This is a genomic window from Stappia indica, from assembly GCF_009789575.1.
Taxonomy (GTDB): Bacteria; Pseudomonadota; Alphaproteobacteria; order Rhizobiales; family Stappiaceae; genus Stappia; species Stappia indica_A.
The window spans coordinates 2880790-2900169 of record NZ_CP046908.1; the positions used below are offsets into that span (position 1 = coordinate 2880790).

Consider the following 19380-nt stretch of genomic DNA (forward strand, 5'->3'; position numbering starts at 1 on the left):
GTTACTCCTCGCGCATGAGTGCGGCGATCTCGGCCAGCATTTCGTCGGTCATCGCCGCGGCCGCGCCCGAGATCGACGCGGGATCGGCGAGTGCCTGCCAGTCGAGCGGCGCATCGCTCAGCTTCGACAGTGCCTCGGCCAGCGTGCTGCCCTCGGTGCGCACCAGGCCGGCAGCCTTTTTCACCTGGTCCTGCGCCGCAGCGCGGCCGACATGCGGCAGCAGGGCGAAGGAAAAGCGCTCGGCAAGCGACAGTCCGCCGCCGCCGGTTGCGGTCGCCGCCATCCTTGTCGCATCGGCCTCCATGCCGGGGGCAAGCGCCTGCGCATGGCGCAGGGCCGCGCCGGTCGCCAGCATCACCTGTGGCAGCACCAGCCATTCGCCCATCCAGGCGGCGCCGTCCCGCTCCTCGCGGTGCAGGGCATCGGCGGACAGAGCCGCCACCTGCGCGGCAGCGAAACGGGCGAGCGCCACCAGCGCCTCGGCCCGCACCGGGTTCTGCTTCTGCGGCATGGTGGAGGAGCCGCCCGCCTCGGCAAGCCGGATCTCGCCGACTTCCGAGCGGGCGAGCAGGATCACGTCCTCGCCGATCTTGCCGAGCGCCAGCGCGATCTCGCTCGCTTCGCGGGCGATCCGACGCAGCGGCTCCCGATCGGTCATCCAGGGCAAGGAAGGTTCAAGGCCGAGTTCGCGGGCAAGGGTACCGGCCAGTTCCGCCGCGCGTCCCGGCACGTCCATGGCTCCGAGATCGCCGGAGGCACCGCCAAGCTGCACGACCAGTGCCTCGCTGCGCAGCCGGGCAAGACGCTTCCGCGCGCGGGCCAGCGGCAGGGTCCAGGTCGCCACGCGCAGGCCGAAGCTGATCGGCGTTGCGATCTGGCCGCGCGTGCGGCCGGCCATCGGCGTTGCCCGGTGCCGGGCGGCGAGCGCGGAAAGCTGGCCCACGATGTCCGCAAGCCGCGCCTCGAACAGCTCCAGCGTGCGGGCGAGGCGCAGCATCAGGCCGGTGTCGACGATGTCCTGCGAGGTGGCGCCGAAATGCAGGTAGTCGGCTGCCGGCCGCGACAGCTTCTGCCGCAGCGCCGCCACCAGCGCGGGCACCGGCACACCGGCCGCGGCCGTTCCGGCGGCAAGCTCGGCAGGTGTCGGCAGAATGCCGGGCAGCTCCCGGTCGAGGGCCGCCGCGGCATCCGCCGGGATCAGTCCGACGCGTCCCTGCAGGCGGGCGAGCGCCCGCTCCACCTCCACCATAGCGGCGATCTCCGCTTCGGCGGAGAACAGGGCGGCGGTTTCGTCGTCGCCGAACAGGCCGGCAAAGAGCGGCGAAACGAGGGGGATGTCGGCCATGATGCGCCTGTCCTGTCGCCCGGAGGGCTTGCGGGGCTCAGATGTCGAAGAACACCGTCTCGTTCTCGCCCTGCAGGCGGATGTCGAAGCGGTAGAGCGGCAGCCCGTCCTCGGTCTTGCCGTCCTCGGCGGCGACCAGCGTTGCCACCGCCTCCGGCTCGAGACGGCGCATGTCGGGATCCCTGGCCAGCGCCTCGCGATCTTCCGGAAAATACATGCGCGTGTGCAGGTGGATGTTGATGCCGCGAGCGAAGATGAGCACGGCCACATGCGGCGGATGGCCCTCCGCATGCTGGCCCGGTCGCACGGTCTGGAAGCGGAAGATACCGGTATCGAAATCCGTGGTGGCGCGGGCGAAGAGGCCGTATTCACCGACCCGGCCCATGCCGTCCGCCTGCCAGATCTCCAGCATGGCATCGCGCACCGGGGCGCCGGCGCCGTCCCGCACCAGTCCCTCGATGACGATGGCCTCGCCGGTGTTGCTTTCGATCACCGGGCCGGGCTGGTTCGGCAGCGCCGGGCGGCCGATCGCCTGCGGCGCGGTGCCGATATGGACGTAAGGCCCGGCAGTCTGGGAGGGGGTTTCCTTCAGGCGGTCGTTCATCACAGGCCCTCCGTCCGGTTCTCGAAATGAGTTTGCCGCCGGCCTCGCAGCACGATGTCGAACCGGTAGGCGAGGCAGTCGAACGGCTCCTGGTTGCGCAGGTCGAGCCGCGCCACCAGCCGGTCGATGGCGTCCTTGTCCGGGATCGTGTTGACGATGGGGCAGAGCGGGATCAGCGGGTCGCCCTCGAAATAGAGCTGGGTGATCAGCCGCTGGCTGAAGGCCTCGCCGAACACCGACAGGTGAATATGGGCCGGACGCCAGTCGGAGCCGTTGTTCGGCCAGGGATAGGGGCCGGGCTTGATGGTGCGGAACAGGTAGCGCCCGTCGGCATCGCTGAGGCAGCGTCCGCAGCCGGAAAAATTCGGGTCGAGCGGCGCGAGATAGCCGTCGCGCACATGGGCGTAGCGCCCGGCGGCATTGGCCTGCCAGACTTCGATCAGTGCGTTGGGTACCGGCCGGGCGTTCTCGTCGAGCACCCGTCCGAAGACGTAGATGCGTTCGCCGAGCGCATCGCCCGTGGTTGCCGCGTTGCGGATCAGGTCATGGTCGAGCGGTCCGAGCGGCGTGTGGCCGAGCGCCGGGCCGGTCTGCTCCAGGGCGGTCTGCTCCAGCGCATGCAGCGGGCGGACCGGTGCGCGCAGGACGGTGCTCTTGTAGCCCGGCGACAGCGGCAGCGGCTGCTGCGAGCGGTCGCGCCGGTAGAAGGCGGTGGTCACGGCTTGTCTCCTCCCGGCCCGTCTTGGGGCGTCTCGATGTCTGCGAAGGCGGCACGGGCGATGCGGATCGCCCGGTTCGCGGCCGGCACGCCGGCATAGATTGCCACATGCAGCAAGGCCTCGCAGACATCCTCGCGGCTTGCGCCGGTGCGTGCGGTGGCCCGGCAATGCATCGCCAGCTCCTCGTCGTGGCCGAGCGCGGCGAGCAGCGCGATGGTGATCATCGACCGTTCCCGCCGGCTGATCGTATCACGCGCCCAGACCCCGCCCCAGGCGCCCCGGGTGATCAGGTCCTGGAACGGCCCGTCGAACGCGTCGCGGGCGGCCTCCGCGCGCGCCACATGCGCCTCGCCGAGGACAGCCTTGCGGGTCGCCATGCCCGCGTCGAAGGGATCTTGTCCGCTCATGTCGTCACGCGCTCCACCAGAGAGGCGACAATCTCTGCCACCTTGTCCGGCACCTCGATGCAGGGCAGGTGGCCGACGCCGGCGATCTCCTCGCATGTCGCACCGGGTATGGCGGCGGCAAGCGCACGCAGCGTCTCCGGTGGGGTCGCGCTGTCCTCGCTGCCGGCGATGCACAGGACCGGCACCGAGATAGCGCCCGCGCGGTCGCGGTAGTCGGCATCGCGAATGGCGCTGCCGAGCGCGATGTAGCTGTCGGCCGGCGTGTGCACCAGCATCGTCCGCCAGCGCAGCAGCTCGGCCGGGCGCCCCTCGCGGAAGGCGCGGGAGAACCAGCGCTCCATCGTCGCATCGCCGATGGCATCCATACCGCCGGTGCGGATCGCCTCGGCGCGGCCGTTCCAGATCTCCGGTGTGCCGATCTTCATGCCGGTGTTCGACAGGACCAGCCCGGCGACCCGTGCGCCGTGGCGGATCGCCACCGATTGCGCGATCAAGCCGCCGACCGACAGTCCGACGATCACCGCCCGTTCGATGCCGAACGCGTCGAACAGCGCGACGAGATCGTCGCCATGGTCGTCGATGCTCATGCCGAGGCCGCCCGGCGACAGGCCGTGCCCGGCCGTGTCGTAGCGCAGCAGCCCCCAGTCGCCCGGCAGGCGCGTGACGAGGTCGTCCCAGATGCGGAAGTCGGTCCCGAGCGAGTTGGAGAAAGCGAGAACCGGGGCCGAGCCCCGTGCAGGCCGGAAGGCGGCATTGAGAATGCGCCCGTTTCGAGAGACTGCCAGCACGTTCCATCCTCCCTGACCGTGTTTCGCTTCAGGATGGACGCGGCAATTGGTAATGTAAAATGAGAATTTCGCCGTTTTGTATAACTGGAGAGACGAAATGCCCGTCGGAGCAGGGATCAAGCTGCGTCATTTGCAGGCGTTCCTGGAGGTGGCGCGGCTGCGCAGTCTGACGGAGGCGGCGAGCGCTCTCAACATCACCCAGCCGGCCGTTTCCAAGACGCTGAAGGAACTGGAGGCGCTGGTCGGCGTCAGCCTGATGGAGCGGGGCCGCTCGGGGGTGACGCTGACCGCCGAGGGCGAGATCTTCCGCCACTATGCCGGCCTGTCGGTCGCCGCGCTGGGCGAGGGGCTCGACGGGATCGACCAGGTGCGCATGGGTTCGGAGCGGCAGCTGCGCATCGGCGCTCTGCCGAGCGTTGCCGCCAGCATCGTGCCGCTGGCCGCCGGGCGCTATCTGGAGCGTGGCCGCGGTGCGACGCTCGATATCGTCACCGGGCCGAACGGCCATCTCCTCGACCAGCTGCGGACCGGAGCGCTGGATGTGGTGATCGGCCGGCTCGGCCAGCCGGATGCCATGCAGGGGCTCGCCTTCCAGCAGCTCTACAGCGAGCAGGTGGTGCTCGCCGTGCGTCCAGGCCATCCGCTGATCGGCAATCCGGACCTTGCCCGCCTGCCGGAATATCCGGTGCTTTACCCGAACCGCAGCGCGGCGATCCGCCCGCTGGTCGAGCGGCTGATGGTGGCCAACGGCATCGGTCGCCTGCCCCGGCGGATCGAAACGGTGTCGAACGCCTTCGGGCGAACCTTCACCCGCTCCACCGATGCGGTGTGGATCATCTCCAACGGCGTCGTCGCCAACGACCTCGCCGAGGGGCAGCTTGCGGCCCTTGCCGTCGATACACGGATCACGCTGGGGCCGGTCGGCATCTCGACACGCGCCGCCGAGGCGCACACGCCCGACCTGCTGCTGTTCATGGCGGTGATGCGCGAGGCGGTCGAGCAGCGCGGCCTCGGGCGGGGCTGAGGCGCGGTTGCCTCAACCGGTTGCGGGAGGCTCGCCCGGCGGCGGCGCGGCGCGCTTGGGGTCTTCCTCGTCGCGATAGGCCTCCAGCGCCGACATGCGCCGTTCGCTGCGCTCGGGATCGCGGGCGGTGACACCGGCGACCAGCGTCTCGGCGATCACCATCAGGGCTGCGGAGGAATCCCAGGGCGAGGGCACGGAGATGCGTGCCGGCAGCACATGGGCCGCGACGCTGGCGATGGGGGACAGCCAGCTGTCGGTGATCAGCACCACCGTTGCCCCCCGCTTCGCCGCGGCCGTGGCCATGCGGACGAGATCGGCCTGATAGCGGCGGATGTCGAAGACCACCAGCACGTCGCGCCGCCCGATATCCAGCAAGGCGTCGCGCCAGTTGCCCTCCTGCCCGGCCATGTGCATGACGCCGCAGCGCAGGATGCGCAGATGCGCGGCCATGTAACGGGCGAGCGCGTCGGTGAAGCGGCCGCCGAGCAGGTAGAGCGTGCGGCGCTCGTCGGACAGCAGCGACACGACGGCCTCCAGCTCCGCTGCCGGCAGATGGCGGAAGGTCTCGCCGATATTGGCGCGTACGGCCTCGGCGACGGCACCAAGGCCGGCTGCGGTGGCCGCGCCGCCCGCCTTGGTGCCGTCCTTGGCCTTGGCCAGCGGCGATTTCAGCTGGTCCTCCAGCTCTCTGCGCAGCCGTGTCTGCAGCGCTGCATAGGTGCCGCAGCCCATGCGCGCGGCAAAGCGCAGGATCGTCGGCGAGCTGACGCCGGCAGCGCTGGCGAACTGCGCGACGGTGCCCAGACCCAGCACCGGATAGTTGGCGAGCAGGGCGAGCGCCGCGCGGCGCTCCGTCGCAGTGCATTCGCCAAGCCTCTCGCGGATTTCTTCGGCAAGGGATGTCATGGTCATGAGGCCGCCTCCCCGGCCGGGGTGCCGCGCCGCCGGGCGGTCGTTGTCGGAAACCCGATTGACATCGGTCGCGGGTATGTATCAAATCATACAGAAAGCGGAATTCAACGCAATTTTGTAACAAATAAAACAGCGGTTGCGTTTTTCGCGAGGAAATCCGGCTGGGGGACAGGGATGGAGCCGACAGCGGCACGTGACGGCGAGCTATTGCCCGGCGACATGACGCAGGCGGAAACGGTCGTGGTCGCGGAAAACGCCGGCGGCCGCGGCAAGATCGTCCTGCTGTGCGACCATGCCTCGCGCCGGCTGCCGCCGGAATACGGCAATCTCGGCCTGGACGAGGCAGCGCGCAGCGCTCATATCGCATGGGATCCCGGCGCACTCGGCGTCTCGCGCCACCTGTCGCACCGGTTCGACGCGCCGCTCGTCTATCCCGACCTGTCGCGGCTCGTCCTCGACTGCAATCGCGACATCGCCGCACACGATCTGATCCCGGCGATCAGCGAGACGACCGAGATCCCCGGCAATCGCGATCTGGGCGCCGCCGAGCGGGCCCGCCGCATCGCCCTTGCCCACACGCCCTTCCATTCCCGCATCGAAACGCTGCTCGACGCGCGCGCGGCCGCCGGCCTCGACAGCGTGGTCGTCTCGGTGCACAGCTTCACGCCGCTCTACAAGGGGTTCCAGCGCCCCTGGCCGGTCGGCATCCTGTCCAACCGCGACCGCAGGGTCGCCGAGGCGATGCTCGCCGATCTTGCCAGACAGGGCATCGCCGATCTCGGCGACAACGAACCCTATGCGCCGGGCGACGGGGTCTATTACACGGTCGGCCGCCATGGCGAGGCGCGCACCCTGCCTTGCGTGATGATCGAGGTGCGCAACGACGAGATCGCGGACGCTGCCGGCGAGAGCCTGTGGGCCGACCGCCTCGGCCAGGCGCTCGAGGCCGCGCTGAAAAAGCTCGAGGCGAAAGGGAGGCCCGGATGATGCTCTCCCTGATGCGCGGCTATGTGAGGGTCGTCGACGCGGTCAACTACCGCCTCGGGCGGATCGTCATGTACGGCCTGTTCGTCATGGTCGCCGTGCTTCTGTGGTCGTCGATCTCCAAGACCTTCTTCCTGCCGTCCCTGTGGACGCTGGAGGTCGCCCAGTTCGCCATGGTCGCCTATTACATCCTCGGCGGGCCCTATTCGGTTCAGCTTGGCTCGAACGTCCGCATGGACCTGTTCTATGCCGGCTGGTCTGTGAAGAAGAAGGCCTGGTTCGATGCTTTCACGGTGCTGGTGCTGATCTTCTATCTCGGCGTCCTGCTGTATGGCGGCGTCGGCTCCACCGCCTATTCGCTCGGCCATTTCGGCACCGAGCCCTTCGTCTTCCTGAAGGATCTGGCGGTTGCCTTCGTCACCGGCGGTCCCGACGCCGCATCCGAGGTGATCGGCCATGTCGAGCGCAGCCCGACCGCCTGGCGTCCTGTCATCTGGCCGATCAAGGCGATCATGTGCCTCGGCTTCCTGCTGATGCTGCTGCAGGCCGTCTCCGAGCTCATCAAGGACATCGCGCGCATCCGCGGAGAGGAAATCTGATGTCCTACGAGATGATTGCGCTGCTGATGTTCTCGTCGATGATGCTGATGCTGCTGACCGGTCAGCGCGTCTTCGGCGCCATCGGCGGCGTGGCGGCGGTGGCGGCGCTGGCGCTGTGGGGCACCGGCGGGTCGGACATCCCCTTCGCCTCGGCCATGAAGCTGATGAAGTGGTATCCGCTTCTCACCCTGCCGATGTTCATCTTCATGGGCTATGTCCTGTCGGAATCGAAGATCGCCGACGACCTCTACAAGATGTTCCACGTGTGGATGGGTCCGGTTTCGGGCGGGCTCGCCATCGGCACGATCGGCCTGATGGTGCTGGTCTCGGCGATGAACGGCCTGTCCGTCGCCGGCATGGCGATCGGCGCCACCATCGCCCTGCCCGAGCTGCTGCGCCGCGGCTACGACAAGCGCATGGTCACCGGCGTCATCCAGGCCGGGTCCTCGCTCGGCATTCTGGTGCCTCCCTCGGTGGTGCTGGTGCTCTACGCGATGATCGCGCGCCAGCCGGTCGGCCAGCTCTGGCTCGCCGGCGTGGTGCCGGGGCTGATGATGGCGACGATGTTCGTCGTCTACATCTATGTCCGCTGCCGCATCACGCCCTCGCTCGGCCCGGTCCTGCCGGCGGACGAGCGCAACGTCTCGCGGGCCGAGAAGATGCGCCTGCTCGGCGCCGGCATCCTGCCGCTGGTGATCTTCGCCACGATGATGGTGCCCTTCGTCAACGGCTGGACCTCGCTGGTCGAGAGTTCCGCCATCGGCGCCATGACCGCGTTCCTCGCCGCCCTGCTCAAGCGGCGGATGACCTGGACGGTGTTCGAGACCTGTCTGCGGCAGACGCTGGCGATCTCCTGCATGTTCATGTGGATCATCCTCGCCGCGCTCGGTTTCGGCGCCGTGTTCGACGGTCTGGGCGCGGTCAAGGCGATCGAGACGCTCTTCACCGAGCGACTCGGCCTGTCGCCCTGGATGATCCTGATCCTGATGCAGGTCTCGTTCCTGGTGATGGGTACGTTCCTCGACGACACGGCGATGCTGGTCATCGTCGCGCCGCTCTACGTGCCCTTGGTCGCAGCGCTCGGCTTCGATCTCGTGTGGTACGGCGTGCTCTACACGGTCACCACCCAGATTGCCTACATGACCCCGCCCTTCGGCTACAACCTGTTCCTGATGCGGGCGATGGCGCCGCCGGAGATCTCCATGCGGGACATCTACGGCTCGATCGGGCCCTTTGTTCTGGTCATGATCCTGGCATTGGCATTGATAATGATCTTTCCGCAGATCGCCCTGTGGCTGCCCGACTACATCTACGGCCGCTGACAGAGGAGATCCGAACGAGACGCATCACCGCAGCAGAAGGAGCCTGGCCACCGGATACCGATCGCCGCGCCATCACAACAACCAGAAAGGGCGCGCTCTTGCATCTCTTCAACGAAACCAAGGGGAATGAGACATGACCAACAGACGCGACTTTCTGAAGAAGGCGGGCCTTGGCACCGTCGCCGCCGCCGGCGCCTCGACGCTGGCCGCCCCTGCCGTGCTCGGCCAGGCGCCGATCAAGTGGCGGTTGCAGACCTATGCGGGCGCCGCGCTCGCCGAGCATGTGATCAAGCCGCATATCGACGCCTTCAACAAGGCGGCCAACGGCCAGATGGAGATCGAGCTGTTCTTCGCCGACCAACTGGTGCCGACCGGCGAGCTGTTCCGCGCCATGCAGCGCGGCACCATCGATGCCGTGCAGTCGGATGACGATTCCATGGCCTCGCCGACGGAAGTGACCGTGTTCGGCGGCTACTTCCCCTTCGCCAGCCGCTATTCGCTGGATGTGCCGGTGCTGTTCAACCAGTACGGCCTGAAGGAGATCTGGGAAGAGGAATACGCCAAGGTCGGCGTCAAGCACATCTCCGCCGGCGCCTGGGATCCGTGCCACTTCGCCACCAAGGATCCGATCCGCAGCCTTGCCGACCTCAAGGGCAAGCGCGTCTTCACCTTCCCGACCGCCGGCCGTTTCCTGGCCCAGTTCGGCGTGGTGCCGGTGACGCTGCCCTGGGAGGACATCGAGGTCGCGGTGCAGACCGGCGAACTCGATGGCGTCGCCTGGTCGGGCATCACCGAGGACTACACGGTCGGCTGGGCCGACGTGACCAACTACTTCCTGACCAACAACATCTCCGGCGCCTGGGCCGGTTCGTTCTTCGCCAACATGGACCGCTGGAACGAACTGCCCGACCATCTCAAGACGATGCTGCAGCTGGCCATGGATGCGTCGCACTACTATCGCCAGTGGTGGTACTGGGGCGGCGAGGCGAGCCTTCGCGTCAACGGCACCAAGATGCAGCTGACCTCGATTCCGGACGCCGAGTGGGCCACCGTCGAGGAGGCCGCCGTCAAGTTCTGGGACGAGATTGCGGCCGAGTCCGAGATCAAGGCGAAGGTCGTCGAGATCTTCAAGAAGTACAATTCCGACATGCAGAAGGCCGGGCGGCCCTACCGCTACACCTGATGCCGGCGGGCCGGGGCGGCGTTCGTCGCCCCGGCCCTTCTGGTGCCGACCGCGCCCGCGCTTTCGCCCCGCTTAACCGACAATGATGGTTCCAATGGCTGGCAATCTTTCTTTCGACGCTCTCAAGGCCGCCGTCGCCGACGGCACCATCGATACGGTGCTGGTCTGCGCCGTCGACATGCAGGGCCGCCTGATGGGCAAGCGCTTTCATGCGCGCAACTTCATCGACCACTCCTTCGAGGAGACCCATTGCTGCAACTACCTGCTGGCGACGGACATCGAGATGTATACGGTCGAAGGCTATGCCGCGACCAGCTGGGCCGGCGGCTACGGCGACTATGTGATGAAGCCCGATCTTTCGACCCTGCGACCCGTGCCCTGGCTGGACGGCACGGCGATGGTGCTGTGCGACGTGCTCGACCATCACCACCACGAGGCGGTGCCGCATTCGCCGCGTGCGCTGCTCAAGGGCCAGATCGCCCGTCTCGATGCCATGGGCCTCGAGGCCAAGATGGCGACCGAGCTGGAATTCTTCCTGTTCGAGAAGAGCTTCGACGACATCCGTCGCTCGGGCTTCCGCGATCTGGAACCGATCTCGGCCTATAACGAGGACTACCACATCCTCCAGACCACCAAGGAAGAGGAGGTGATGCGCCCGATCCGCAATCACCTCTACGCCGCGGGCATTCCGGTGGAGAATTCCAAGGGCGAGGCCGAGGCCGGCCAGGAGGAGCTGAACATCCGCTATGCGGATCCGCTCGCCTGCGCCGATCACCACACCATCGCCAAGCATGCCACCAAGGAAATCGCCTGGCAGCACGGCCGCGCGGTGACCTTCATGCCGAAATGGCATCATGCCCGCGTCGGTTCCTCGTCCCACGTCCACCAGTCGCTGTGGAACAAGGACGGCTCCAGCGCCTTCTTCGATGCGGATGCGCAGCACGGCATGTCCCAGCTGATGCACCACTACATGGCCGGCCTGATCCGCTACGCTCCGGATTACACCTGGTTCCTGGCGCCCTATGTGAACAGCTACAAGCGTTTCCAGAAGGGCACCTTCGCGCCGACCAAGACCGCCTGGTCGGTCGACAACCGCACCGCCGGCTTCCGGCTCTGCGGCGAGGGCACCAAGGGCGTGCGCGTCGAGTGCCGCATCGGCGGTTCGGACCTCAACCCCTATCTGGCGCTGGCCGCGCAGCTTGCGGCCGGCATCCGGGGGATCGAGGAGAAGCTGGAGCTCGAGGCACCCGTTACCGGCGATCTCTACCAGTCGCGGAGGCTGAAGGAGATCCCGCGCACCCTGCGCGCGGCGACGGAGACCCTGCGCAAGTCGAAGATGCTGCGCCAGGCCTTCGGCGATGCGGTGATCGACCATTACGTCCGTGCGGCGGAATGGGAGCAGGAGGAGTTCGACCGCGTGGTGACCGATTACGAGCTCGCCCGCGGTTTCGAGCGGGGGTAGCCAACAAGAAAGGTACTATTGCAACACTGTTGCATTTTATCGTAAAGTGGGATTGCCCGGAGCGCCGGGCGATGGTCACGGAGGTTGCAATGCGCAAGTACGATCCTCTCGGTTCCTACCTCAAGAGCAAGCATCTTGAGCAGGTTCCCATGACGTTTGCAGAGATCGAAAAGCTCATCGACGACCGGCTTCCCGCCTCCGCGCGTCGGCATCGTGCCTGGTGGAGCAACAATCCGAGCAACAGTGTTATAACTAAAGTGTGGTTGGAAGCTGGTTATGTTACCGCCAATGTCGATCTGGCGACGGAGCGACTTACCTTCCGCCGGAACCGGCCCCCCGTACTGCCGGCATCGCCCCGGCCTCCACGCCGCGCGGGACGGCTCTATGGTTGCATGAAAGGGACGCTGACCGTTGTCGAGGGAGCCGATCTCACCATGCCGGCCGACCCGGACTGGGCGGAGGTCTATGCCGATGGCTGAGCGCTTCCTGCTCGACACCTGCGCAATGATCTGGATCTCACAGGGGGATCCGATCACGGAGGACGCTCTGGCGGTGCTGGAGACTGGGTCGCCGGTCAGTCTGTCCGCCATGTCGGCCTGGGAACTCGGAGTGCTCGTCGCCAAGGGGAGGCTGGCATCCGTCAAGCCGCCATTGCGGTGGTTCAACGACTTCGTCGAGGCCGCCGATCTCGAGGTCGAGGCGGTGACCCCCGACATTCTGGTCGCCTCTTCCTTTTTGCCAGGGCCGGTCCACAACGATCCCATGGACCGGATCCTCATTGCCACAGCGCGCGAACACGACCTGACCATCGTCACCCGCGACCGCGCAATCCTCGCCTATGGCGAGGCGGGACACGTAAAGACTCTAGCGTGCTAAATGAAAGCCGAGATCATGTCTGAAACAGTGAAGCTGATTTCCCCGGTCGACGGTTCCGTCTATGCGGAGCGTCCCGTGGCGAGTGCTGCCGAGATCGACCAGGCCGTGGCCGAGGCCCGCGCCGCACAGGCCGCCTGGGCGGCCACTCCGCTCTCCGAGCGCTGCTCGGCGGTGCTGGCCGCCGTCGCTGCGCTGGAGGCGATGAACGACGAGATCGTGCCCGAGCTGGCCTGGCAGATGGGCCGGCCGGTGCGCTATGGCGGCGAGAAGGGCGGCACGCGCGAGCGCACCGATTACATGGTCAAGATCGCCGAGGAGTCGCTCCGGGCCCGCCACCACACGGACCGTCCGGGCTTTACCCGCTACGTGCGGCCCGAGCCGCTCGGCATCGTCATGGTCATCGCGCCGTGGAACTATCCGTTCATGACGGCGATCAACACCATCGTCCCGGCGCTGATCGCCGGCAACGTGGTGATCCTCAAGCACGCCGCGCAGACGCTGCTGGTCGGCGAGCGGCTCGACAAGGCGTTCAAGGCGGCGGGCCTGCCCAAGGGCGTCTTCCGCAACATCGTGCTGAACCACGGCCAGACCGAGGCGCTGCTCGGCTCGGGCCACATCGACCACATCAACTTCACCGGCTCGGTCGCCGGCGGCCGCGCCATCGAGAAGGCGGCGGCAGGCACCTTCGCGACGCTCGGCCTGGAGCTCGGCGGCAAGGACCCGGCCTATGTCCGCGAGGACGCCGATGTCGCCTTCGCGGTCGAGAACCTGGCCGATGGCGCCTTCTACAATTCCGGCCAGTGCTGCTGCGGCATCGAGCGCGTCTATGTGCACGAGAAGCACTACGACGCGGTGGTCGAGGGCCTGGCGGCGGCAGCCTCCGCCTACACGCTCGGCAATCCGCTCGACGAGGCGACGACGCTCGGACCGATGGCGCAGGCGCGCTTTGCCGCCCATGTGCGCGAGCAGACCGCCGAGGCCCTGCGCAAGGGCGCGAAGGCCCTGGTCGACCGCGCGCGCTTCCCGCAGGACAAGGACGGCACGCCCTACCTGATGCCGCAGGTGCTGGTCGACGTCGATCACCAGATGTCGGTGATGCGCGAGGAGAGCTTCGGCCCGGTCGTCGGCGTGATGAAGGTGCGCTCCGACGAGGAGGCGATCGCCCTGATGAACGACAGCCCCTACGGCCTGACCGCCTCGATCTGGACCGCCGACGAGGAGGCCGCCATCGCCATCGGCGACCGCGTGGAGACCGGTACGATCTTCATGAACCGCTGCGATTATCTCGACCCGGCGCTGGTATGGACCGGCGTCAAGGACACCGGCAAGGGCGCCGCCCTGTCGGAAATCGGCTACCTGTCGCTGACGCGGCCGAAGTCGTTCCACCTGCGCGCCCGCTCGTAACGGCGCGCAGACCTCCCCGCTTCGCTTTCCTTCCTTTCAGGATCTCAGGACATGACCACCCTTCCGTCCGCCAACTGGAACTACCCGACCTCCGTGCGCTTCGGCGCCGGGCGCATCAAGGAGCTCGGCAAGTGCGCCGCCCTGCTCGGCATGAAGCGCCCGCTGCTGGTCACCGACCCGGGTCTTGCGCGCCTGCCGATGACCGCGAACGCGCTGGAGCTGCTGCGCCAGGCGGGCCTGGAGCCGGACATCTTCAGCGACATCAAGCCGAACCCGACCGCATCCAACGTGGAGGCGGGCGTTGCCGCCTATCGCGCCGGCGGTCATGACGGCGTCATCGCCTTCGGCGGCGGCTCCGGTCTCGATGCGGGCAAGGTCATCGCCTTCATGGCCGGCCAGACCCGGCCGATGTGGGACTTCGAGGACATCGGCGACTGGTGGACCCGCGCCGATCCGGACGGCATCGCGCCGATCCTCGCCGTACCGACCACGGCCGGAACCGGCTCGGAGGTCGGCCGCGCCGGCGTCATCACCAACGAGGAAACCCACACCAAGAAGGTCATCTTCCATCCGAAGATGCTGCCGGGCATCGTCATCTGCGATCCCGAGCTGACCGTGGGCATGCCGCGCTACTTCACCGTCGGCACCGGCATGGACGCCCTCGCCCACTGCCTGGAGGCCTATTCCTCCACCTTCTACCACCCGATGGGCGATGGCATTGCGGTCGAGGGCATGCGCCTCGTCTTCGAGAACCTGAAGCGCGTCGCCGAAACGCCGGATGATCTCGTTGCGCGCGGCCACATGATGTCGGCCGCCGCCATGGGCGCGGTCGCCTTCCAGAAGGGCCTCGGCGCCATCCATGCGCTTTCCCATCCGGTCGGCGCCCTCTACGACACCCATCACGGCATGACCAACGCGGTCTTCATGCCCTATGTGCTCGACTTCAACCGCTCGGCCATCGCCACCAAGATCGACCGGCTCGCCGGTTATCTCGGTATCTCCGGCGGCTTCGACGGCTTCCTGCAAGCGGTGCTCGACCTGCGCACCGCGCTCGATGTGCCGCATACGCTGGACGGTCTGAAGGTCGACGGCGCCAAGGCCGCGAAGATCGCCGAAATGGCCATCGTCGATCCGACCGCCGGCGGCAATCCGATCGAGCTGACCCTCGAGGGCGCAGCCGAGATCTTCGACGCGGCACTCACCGGCCGCCTCTGAGGCAGGCGTCGGCGGTTGCCGACGCTTCGCCAATTGACAGGGGGGTACTCCGCCCCCTACATCCCCACTGGCTTTCGCGGGCATGAGCGGCCTGCGAAAGCCGCGACCGGCCGGACGGCAGGCCGGCGCCGACAGGACAGATGACAGGGTGGGACCGGGCAAGATGAGTGACACGCGGATCGACCGCCGCTTCGCGGCATTGCAGGCGGCGAACCGTCCGGCGCTGGTGACCTTCGTCACGGCCGGCGATCCGGACCTTGCCACCTCCCAGGCGATCCTCGATGCGCTGCCGGCCGCCGGCGCCGACGTCATCGAGCTCGGCATGCCCTTCTCCGATCCGATGGCCGAAGGCATTCCCGTGCAGCTCGCCAACCAGCGCGCGCTGGCTGCCGGGCAGACCATGGACAAGACGCTGGACATGGTGCGCGCCTTCCGCCGCCACGACCAGGACACGCCCATCGTGCTGATGGGCTACTACAACCCGATCTACGTGCGCGATCCCGCCGTTTTCGTCAAAACGGCGGTCGAGGCCGGCGTCGACGGGTTGATCATCGTCGACATTCCGCCGGAGGCCGACGACGAGCTTTGCCTGCCGGCCATGGCCGCCGGTCTCAACTTCATCCGCCTGACGACGCCGACGACCGACGACAAGCGGCTGCCCGCCGTTCTCGCCAACACGTCGGGTTTCGTCTATTACGTATCGGTGACCGGCATCACCGGCGCCACCATCGCCAACCGCGACCGGGTGACCGAGGCGGTCCGCCGCATCAAGCGTCACACCTCGCTTCCGGTTGCCGTGGGCTTCGGCGTCAAGACGGCGGAAGATGCCGAGGTGATCGGCCGCGATGCCGATGGCGTCGTCGTCGGATCGGTGCTGGTGGAAGCGGTGCGCACGAGCCTCGACGGCGAGGGCCGGGCAACGGCTGCGACGGTCGAGGCTGTGGCCTCGGTGGTGCGCGGACTGGCCGGCGGCGTCGCGCGGGCCCGCGGCTGAGCCGCATCGGCCGCGTGAGGGCCGGGAACATGCAAGACAACGGACGGTATCTGCCTTGAACTGGATCAACAACGTCGTTCGCCCGAAGATCCGCGGCCTGCTGCAGAAGCGGGACGTGCCGGAGAACCTGTGGATCAAGTGCCCCGAGACCGGCGAGATGGTTTTCCATCGCGATCTCGAGGCGAACCAGTGGGTGGTGCCGAATTCCGGCCACCACATGCGGATTTCCGGCACACGCCGGCTCGAGCTGTTCTTCGACGACGGCTCGTTCGAGAAGGTGAAAACCCCCGAGGTCGTCGCCGATCCGCTGAAGTTCCGCGACGAGAAGCGCTACACCGACCGCCTGCGCGATGCCCGTGCCAAGACCGGCCTCGATGATGCCGTCACGGTTGCGACCGGCAAGCTGCGCGGCATGGACATGACCGCCGCGGTGCAGGACTTCGCCTTCATGGGCGGGTCGCTCGGCATGGCCGCCGGCGAGGCGGTGCTGACCGGCATGCAGACGGCCGTTGCGCGCAAGACGCCCTTCGTGCTCTTCGTCGCCTCGGGCGGCGCGCGCATGCAGGAAGGCATCCTGTCCCTGATGCAGATGCCGCGCACCACCGTCGGCGTGCAGATGCTGCGCGATGCGGGCCTGCCCTATATCGTCGTCTTCACCAACCCGACGACCGGCGGCGTGACGGCCTCCTATGCGATGCTGGGCGACGTGCACATGGCCGAGCCGGGCGCGCTGATCGGCTTTGCCGGTCCCCGCGTCATCGAGCAGACCATCCGCGAAAAGCTCCCCGAGGGCTTCCAGCGCTCGGAATACCTGCTCGACCACGGCATGGTCGACATGGTCGTGCATCGCCACAAGCTGCCCGAGACCATCGCCCGCGTCTGCTCGATCCTGATGAAGGCCGAGGTCAGCCTGCCGGACGAGGAAGAGCTGATGACGCCGTCGCGCGAGGAAGACGAGGCCAAGGTCTCGCCGGAACTCGTCCAGGGCGGCGAGACCTCTTCCGCAGCCGAGAGTGGCAGCCGCGAAGCCGACGGCGAGAGCCGCTAGACGGCCGGGCTGTCGCAGGCGCGACACGGGTGGACGCAGCCAGGCTTGCCGCGTTCCCGAAAGATCCCGTAACCATGAGGGCTGCTGCAGCCGTGCGGATCCCCGCGCGGCAGGGCGGGCAGGACAATGGACCAGGTAACAGCGATCCTCGACCGACTTCTGGCGCTGCACCCGCGCGAGATCGACCTGTCGCTCGGCCGCATGGAGCGCCTGCTCGATGCGCTGGGGCGGCCGCAGGACCGCTTGCCGCCGCTCGTCCACATTGCCGGCACCAACGGCAAGGGCTCCACCACCGCCTTCATGCGGGCGATCCTGGAGGCGGCCGGCCTCAAGGTGCATGTCTACACCTCTCCGCACCTGGTCTCCTTCAACGAGCGCATTCGCCTTGCCGGGCGCATCGTCACGGACGCGCGGCTGATCGAGGCGCTGGACACCTGCGAACAGGCCAATGCGGGCGCGGAGATCACCTTCTTCGAGGTGACGACGGCCGCGGCCCTGCTGCTCTTCGCCGAGGAGCCGGCGGACGTGCTGCTGCTGGAGGTCGGTCTCGGCGGCCGGCTCGATGCCACCAACGTCGTCGATGCGCCCCTCGCGGCCACCATCACGCCGCTGTCGATGGACCATGAGCGCTATCTCGGCGAGCGGCTTGCCGACATCGCGGCGGAAAAGGCCGGCATCCTCAAGCGCGGCTGCCCGGCAGTGATCGCACCGCAGCCGGACGAGGCGCTTGAGGTGATCTCGCGCATCGCTGCACGTCTGGGCGCGCCGCTTCAGGTTTTCGGGCAGGATTTCACCGCCTTCGAGGAGAACGGCCGTCTCGTCTACCAGGACGAGGAAGGTCTGATGGACCTGCCGCTGCCGCGCCTGTTCGGTCGCCACCAGATCGTCAACGCGGCGATGGCCATCGCCTCGCTGCGCGCTGCCGGGCGCCTGCCGGCGCCGGAGACCATCGAGGCCGGGCTCCTGGCCGTCGACTGGCCGGGCCGCATGCAGCCGCTGACGGAAGGGCCGCTGCTCGATCTCTGCCCGCCGGGCAGCGAGCTCTGGCTCGACGGCGGCCATAATCCCGGTGCCGGGATCACCATTGCAGAGGTGATGGCGGAGCAGGAGGAGCGCCGGCCGCGGCCGCTCTATCTCATCTCCGGCATGCTCAAGACCAAGGATCCGGTCGGCTTCTTCCGCCCCTTTGCCGGTCTTGCGCGCGAGGTCGCCTGCGTGCCGCTGACCACGACCGATGCCGGCCGCGATCCCGCCTGCCTTGCCGGCTCCGCGCGCGAGGCCGGCCTTGCGGCCGATGCCCATGCCTCGCTTGTCGACGCGCTCGCCCATGTGCGCGAGCAGGCCGCCGGGGACGACGTGCCGCCGCGCATCCTGATCTGCGGCTCGCTCTATCTCGCCGGAGAGGTCCTGGCCCGCAACGGCATGAAGCCGGTCTGAGGCCGCGCGCTCACAGCTTGCGCAGCCGCACCTCGTTGATCGCGTGGGTATCGGCCTTGCGCAGGATCAGGTCCGCGCGCGGGCGCGTCGGCAGGATGTTTTCCCGCAGGTTCACGAGGTTGATCTCGTTCCACAGGCCTTCGGCGATGGCGAGCGCTTCGTCGTCGCCCACCTTGGAATATTTGTTGAAGTAGGAGCCGGGATCGCGGAAGGCGGTCTCGCGCAGCCGCATGAAGCGCGACACGTACCACTCGTGCAGGACGTCCTCCTCGGCGTCGATATAGATCGAGAAGTCGAAGAAGTCGGAGACGAAGGGCACTTCCTTGCCGTCGCGCGGCAGATTGGTCGTCTGCAGCACGTTCAGCCCCTCGAGGATCAGGATGTCCGGCCGGTCGACCGTGACGAACTGCCCCGGCATCACGTCGTAGTAGAAGTGGGAGTAGACCGGCGCGCGCACATGCCGCCGCCCCGCCTTCAGGTCCGACAGGAACTTCAGCAGCGTCGCCCGGTCGTAGCTTTCGGGAAAGCCCTTGCGCCGCATCAGGCCTTCCGCTTCCAGCACGGCGTTGGGATAGAGGAAGCCGTCGGTGGTGACGAGATCGACCTTCGGGCTTGCCGGCCAGCGCGCCAGCAGCGCCTGCAGCAGGCGTGCTGTCGTCGACTTGCCGACCGCCACAGAACCGGCGATGCCGATGACGAAGGGGTTCTTGACGTCGTTGCGGCCGAGAAAGCGCGAGGTGGCGCGGTGCAGCTGCTGGGTCGCCTCCACGTAATAGGCGAGCAGCCGCGACAGCGGCAGCAGGATCGATTCCACCTGGCCGATGGAGACCGGGTCGTTGAGCGACTGTAGCCGCCGGACCTCGGTCGCCGTCAGCGTCATCGGCGTGTCGGCCCTGAGCTTTGCCCACTCGGCCTCGGTAAACACCCGGTAGGGCGACAGATCGTCCTCAGTGAACCTGTTGAGGCTGTGTTCCATGGCGACCATGCAATCCTCGATCCCGCCGGATGTCCGGCCGTTCGCTCGGGAGGCCCGGGGTTCATCCCGCGGGTCGCGCCG

General features: G+C 67.6%; 20 protein-coding genes. 13 read left to right on the forward strand and 7 right to left on the reverse strand.

The window, feature by feature from the left end; all coding sequences use genetic code 11:
- Nucleotide 1: 1 nt before the first annotated feature.
- Genes GH266_RS13560 through pcaD form a run of 5 tightly spaced genes read right to left on the reverse strand, consistent with a single transcriptional unit; the run spans nt 2 to nt 3863 of the window.
- A complete protein-coding gene (locus GH266_RS13560) occupies nt 2-1345 on the reverse strand; it encodes a lyase family protein (protein ID WP_158194299.1) in 1344 nt (447 codons plus the stop codon).
- Nucleotides 1346-1382: 37 nt separating this feature from the next.
- Nucleotides 1383-1949, reverse strand: a complete 567-nt coding sequence (pcaG, locus tag GH266_RS13565; protein WP_158194300.1) for a protocatechuate 3,4-dioxygenase subunit alpha — start codon at nt 1947-1949, stop codon at nt 1383-1385.
- Nucleotides 1949-2668, reverse strand: coding sequence for a protocatechuate 3,4-dioxygenase subunit beta (pcaH, locus tag GH266_RS13570; protein WP_158194301.1), 720 nt, complete (start codon nt 2666-2668; stop codon nt 1949-1951). The genes pcaG and pcaH overlap by 1 nt, the downstream gene beginning before the upstream one ends.
- Nucleotides 2665-3075, reverse strand: coding sequence for a 4-carboxymuconolactone decarboxylase (gene pcaC / locus GH266_RS13575; RefSeq protein WP_158194302.1), 411 nt, complete (start codon nt 3073-3075; stop codon nt 2665-2667). The genes pcaH and pcaC overlap by 4 nt, the downstream gene beginning before the upstream one ends.
- The gene (pcaD, locus tag GH266_RS13580) at nt 3072-3863 is read right to left on the reverse strand and encodes a 3-oxoadipate enol-lactonase (protein WP_158194303.1); all 792 of its coding nucleotides are present in this window, start codon (nt 3861-3863) and stop codon (nt 3072-3074) included. Before pcaD ends, pcaC begins: the two co-directional genes overlap by 4 nt.
- Nucleotides 3864-3960: 97 nt before the next feature.
- On the opposite strand from pcaD, the gene pcaQ reads away from it, so the two are divergent.
- Nucleotides 3961-4887, forward strand: coding sequence for a pca operon transcription factor PcaQ (gene pcaQ, locus GH266_RS13585; protein ID WP_158194304.1), 927 nt, complete (start codon nt 3961-3963; stop codon nt 4885-4887).
- A gap of 12 nt (nt 4888-4899) precedes the next feature.
- Here pcaQ and GH266_RS13590 read toward each other — a convergent pair whose 3' ends face one another.
- Nucleotides 4900-5799 (reverse strand): MurR/RpiR family transcriptional regulator, encoded by a 900-nt coding sequence (locus GH266_RS13590; RefSeq protein WP_209001456.1) that lies wholly within the window; start codon nt 5797-5799, stop codon nt 4900-4902.
- A 219-nt stretch (nt 5800-6018) separates the two neighbouring features.
- Here GH266_RS13590 and GH266_RS13595 point away from each other — a divergent pair, with 219 nt between their 5' ends.
- From GH266_RS13595 to GH266_RS13650, 12 genes are all read left to right on the forward strand, one after another.
- The gene (locus GH266_RS13595) at nt 6019-6786 is read left to right on the forward strand and encodes an N-formylglutamate amidohydrolase (RefSeq protein ID WP_158196207.1); all 768 of its coding nucleotides are present in this window, start codon (nt 6019-6021) and stop codon (nt 6784-6786) included.
- Nucleotides 6786-7382 carry a TRAP transporter small permease subunit gene (locus GH266_RS13600; RefSeq protein WP_158196208.1) on the forward strand — a complete coding sequence of 199 codons (597 nt, stop codon included), beginning with the start codon at nt 6786-6788 and terminating at the stop codon, nt 7380-7382. The genes GH266_RS13595 and GH266_RS13600 overlap by 1 nt, the downstream gene beginning before the upstream one ends.
- Nucleotides 7382-8704 carry a TRAP transporter large permease gene (locus tag GH266_RS13605; protein ID WP_158194305.1) on the forward strand — a complete coding sequence of 441 codons (1323 nt, stop codon included), beginning with the start codon at nt 7382-7384 and terminating at the stop codon, nt 8702-8704. The genes GH266_RS13600 and GH266_RS13605 overlap by 1 nt, the downstream gene beginning before the upstream one ends.
- A 133-nt stretch (nt 8705-8837) precedes the next feature.
- Nucleotides 8838-9887, forward strand: a complete 1050-nt coding sequence (locus GH266_RS13610; protein ID WP_158194306.1) for a TRAP transporter substrate-binding protein — start codon at nt 8838-8840, stop codon at nt 9885-9887.
- Between the two features lie 94 nt (nt 9888-9981).
- Nucleotides 9982-11349: a glutamine synthetase family protein gene (locus tag GH266_RS13615; protein ID WP_158194307.1), complete on the forward strand. Its 1368-nt coding sequence runs from the start codon at nt 9982-9984 to the stop codon at nt 11347-11349.
- An 89-nt stretch (nt 11350-11438) separates the two neighbouring features.
- Nucleotides 11439-11828 (forward strand): DUF7662 domain-containing protein, encoded by a 390-nt coding sequence (locus tag GH266_RS13620; RefSeq protein ID WP_158194308.1) that lies wholly within the window; start codon nt 11439-11441, stop codon nt 11826-11828.
- The gene (locus GH266_RS13625; RefSeq protein WP_158194309.1) at nt 11821-12225 is read left to right on the forward strand and encodes a type II toxin-antitoxin system VapC family toxin; all 405 of its coding nucleotides are present in this window, start codon (nt 11821-11823) and stop codon (nt 12223-12225) included. The genes GH266_RS13620 and GH266_RS13625 overlap by 8 nt, the downstream gene beginning before the upstream one ends.
- 15 nt (nt 12226-12240) lie before the next feature.
- The gene (locus tag GH266_RS13630) at nt 12241-13629 is read left to right on the forward strand and encodes an aldehyde dehydrogenase family protein (protein ID WP_158194310.1); all 1389 of its coding nucleotides are present in this window, start codon (nt 12241-12243) and stop codon (nt 13627-13629) included.
- A 51-nt stretch (nt 13630-13680) separates the two neighbouring features.
- A complete protein-coding gene (locus GH266_RS13635; RefSeq protein WP_158194311.1) occupies nt 13681-14844 on the forward strand; it encodes an iron-containing alcohol dehydrogenase in 1164 nt (387 codons plus the stop codon).
- Nucleotides 14845-15007: 163 nt separating this feature from the next.
- Nucleotides 15008-15838 carry a tryptophan synthase subunit alpha gene (gene trpA, locus GH266_RS13640; RefSeq protein WP_158194312.1) on the forward strand — a complete coding sequence of 277 codons (831 nt, stop codon included), beginning with the start codon at nt 15008-15010 and terminating at the stop codon, nt 15836-15838.
- A 55-nt stretch (nt 15839-15893) separates the two neighbouring features.
- A complete protein-coding gene (gene accD / locus GH266_RS13645) occupies nt 15894-16886 on the forward strand; it encodes an acetyl-CoA carboxylase, carboxyltransferase subunit beta (RefSeq protein ID WP_158194313.1) in 993 nt (330 codons plus the stop codon).
- Nucleotides 16887-17012: 126 nt separating this feature from the next.
- Nucleotides 17013-18323, forward strand: a complete 1311-nt coding sequence (locus tag GH266_RS13650; protein WP_158194314.1) for a bifunctional folylpolyglutamate synthase/dihydrofolate synthase — start codon at nt 17013-17015, stop codon at nt 18321-18323.
- A gap of 10 nt (nt 18324-18333) precedes the next feature.
- Here GH266_RS13650 and coaA read toward each other — a convergent pair whose 3' ends face one another.
- Nucleotides 18334-19308, reverse strand: a complete 975-nt coding sequence (gene coaA / locus GH266_RS13655; RefSeq protein WP_208996800.1) for a type I pantothenate kinase — start codon at nt 19306-19308, stop codon at nt 18334-18336.
- Between the last annotated feature and the right edge of the window lie 72 nt (nt 19309-19380).

Bases quoted from the DNA above. Each gene is read 5' to 3' on its own strand.
- GH266_RS13560 (WP_158194299.1), bottom strand. From the start codon at position 1,345: ATGGCCGACATCCCCCTCGTTTCGCCGCTCTTTGCCGGCCTGTTCGGC.
- pcaG (WP_158194300.1), bottom strand. From the start codon at position 1,949: ATGAACGACCGCCTGAAGGAAACCCCCTCCCAGACTGCCGGGCCTTAC.
- pcaC (WP_158194302.1), bottom strand. From the start codon at position 3,075: ATGAGCGGACAAGATCCCTTCGACGCGGGCATGGCGACCCGCAAGGCT.
- pcaQ (WP_158194304.1), top strand. From the start codon at position 3,961: ATGCCCGTCGGAGCAGGGATCAAGCTGCGTCATTTGCAGGCGTTCCTG.
- GH266_RS13590 (WP_209001456.1), bottom strand. From the start codon at position 5,799: ATGACCATGACATCCCTTGCCGAAGAAATCCGCGAGAGGCTTGGCGAA.
- GH266_RS13595 (WP_158196207.1), top strand. From the start codon at position 6,019: ATGACGCAGGCGGAAACGGTCGTGGTCGCGGAAAACGCCGGCGGCCGC.
- GH266_RS13600 (WP_158196208.1), top strand. From the start codon at position 6,786: ATGCTCTCCCTGATGCGCGGCTATGTGAGGGTCGTCGACGCGGTCAAC.
- GH266_RS13605 (WP_158194305.1), top strand. From the start codon at position 7,382: ATGTCCTACGAGATGATTGCGCTGCTGATGTTCTCGTCGATGATGCTG.
- GH266_RS13610 (WP_158194306.1), top strand. From the start codon at position 8,838: ATGACCAACAGACGCGACTTTCTGAAGAAGGCGGGCCTTGGCACCGTC.
- GH266_RS13615 (WP_158194307.1), top strand. From the start codon at position 9,982: ATGGCTGGCAATCTTTCTTTCGACGCTCTCAAGGCCGCCGTCGCCGAC.
- GH266_RS13620 (WP_158194308.1), top strand. From the start codon at position 11,439: ATGCGCAAGTACGATCCTCTCGGTTCCTACCTCAAGAGCAAGCATCTT.
- GH266_RS13625 (WP_158194309.1), top strand. From the start codon at position 11,821: ATGGCTGAGCGCTTCCTGCTCGACACCTGCGCAATGATCTGGATCTCA.
- GH266_RS13630 (WP_158194310.1), top strand. From the start codon at position 12,241: ATGTCTGAAACAGTGAAGCTGATTTCCCCGGTCGACGGTTCCGTCTAT.
- GH266_RS13635 (WP_158194311.1), top strand. From the start codon at position 13,681: ATGACCACCCTTCCGTCCGCCAACTGGAACTACCCGACCTCCGTGCGC.
- trpA (WP_158194312.1), top strand. From the start codon at position 15,008: ATGAGTGACACGCGGATCGACCGCCGCTTCGCGGCATTGCAGGCGGCG.
- GH266_RS13650 (WP_158194314.1), top strand. From the start codon at position 17,013: ATGGACCAGGTAACAGCGATCCTCGACCGACTTCTGGCGCTGCACCCG.
- coaA (WP_208996800.1), bottom strand. From the start codon at position 19,308: ATGGTCGCCATGGAACACAGCCTCAACAGGTTCACTGAGGACGATCTG.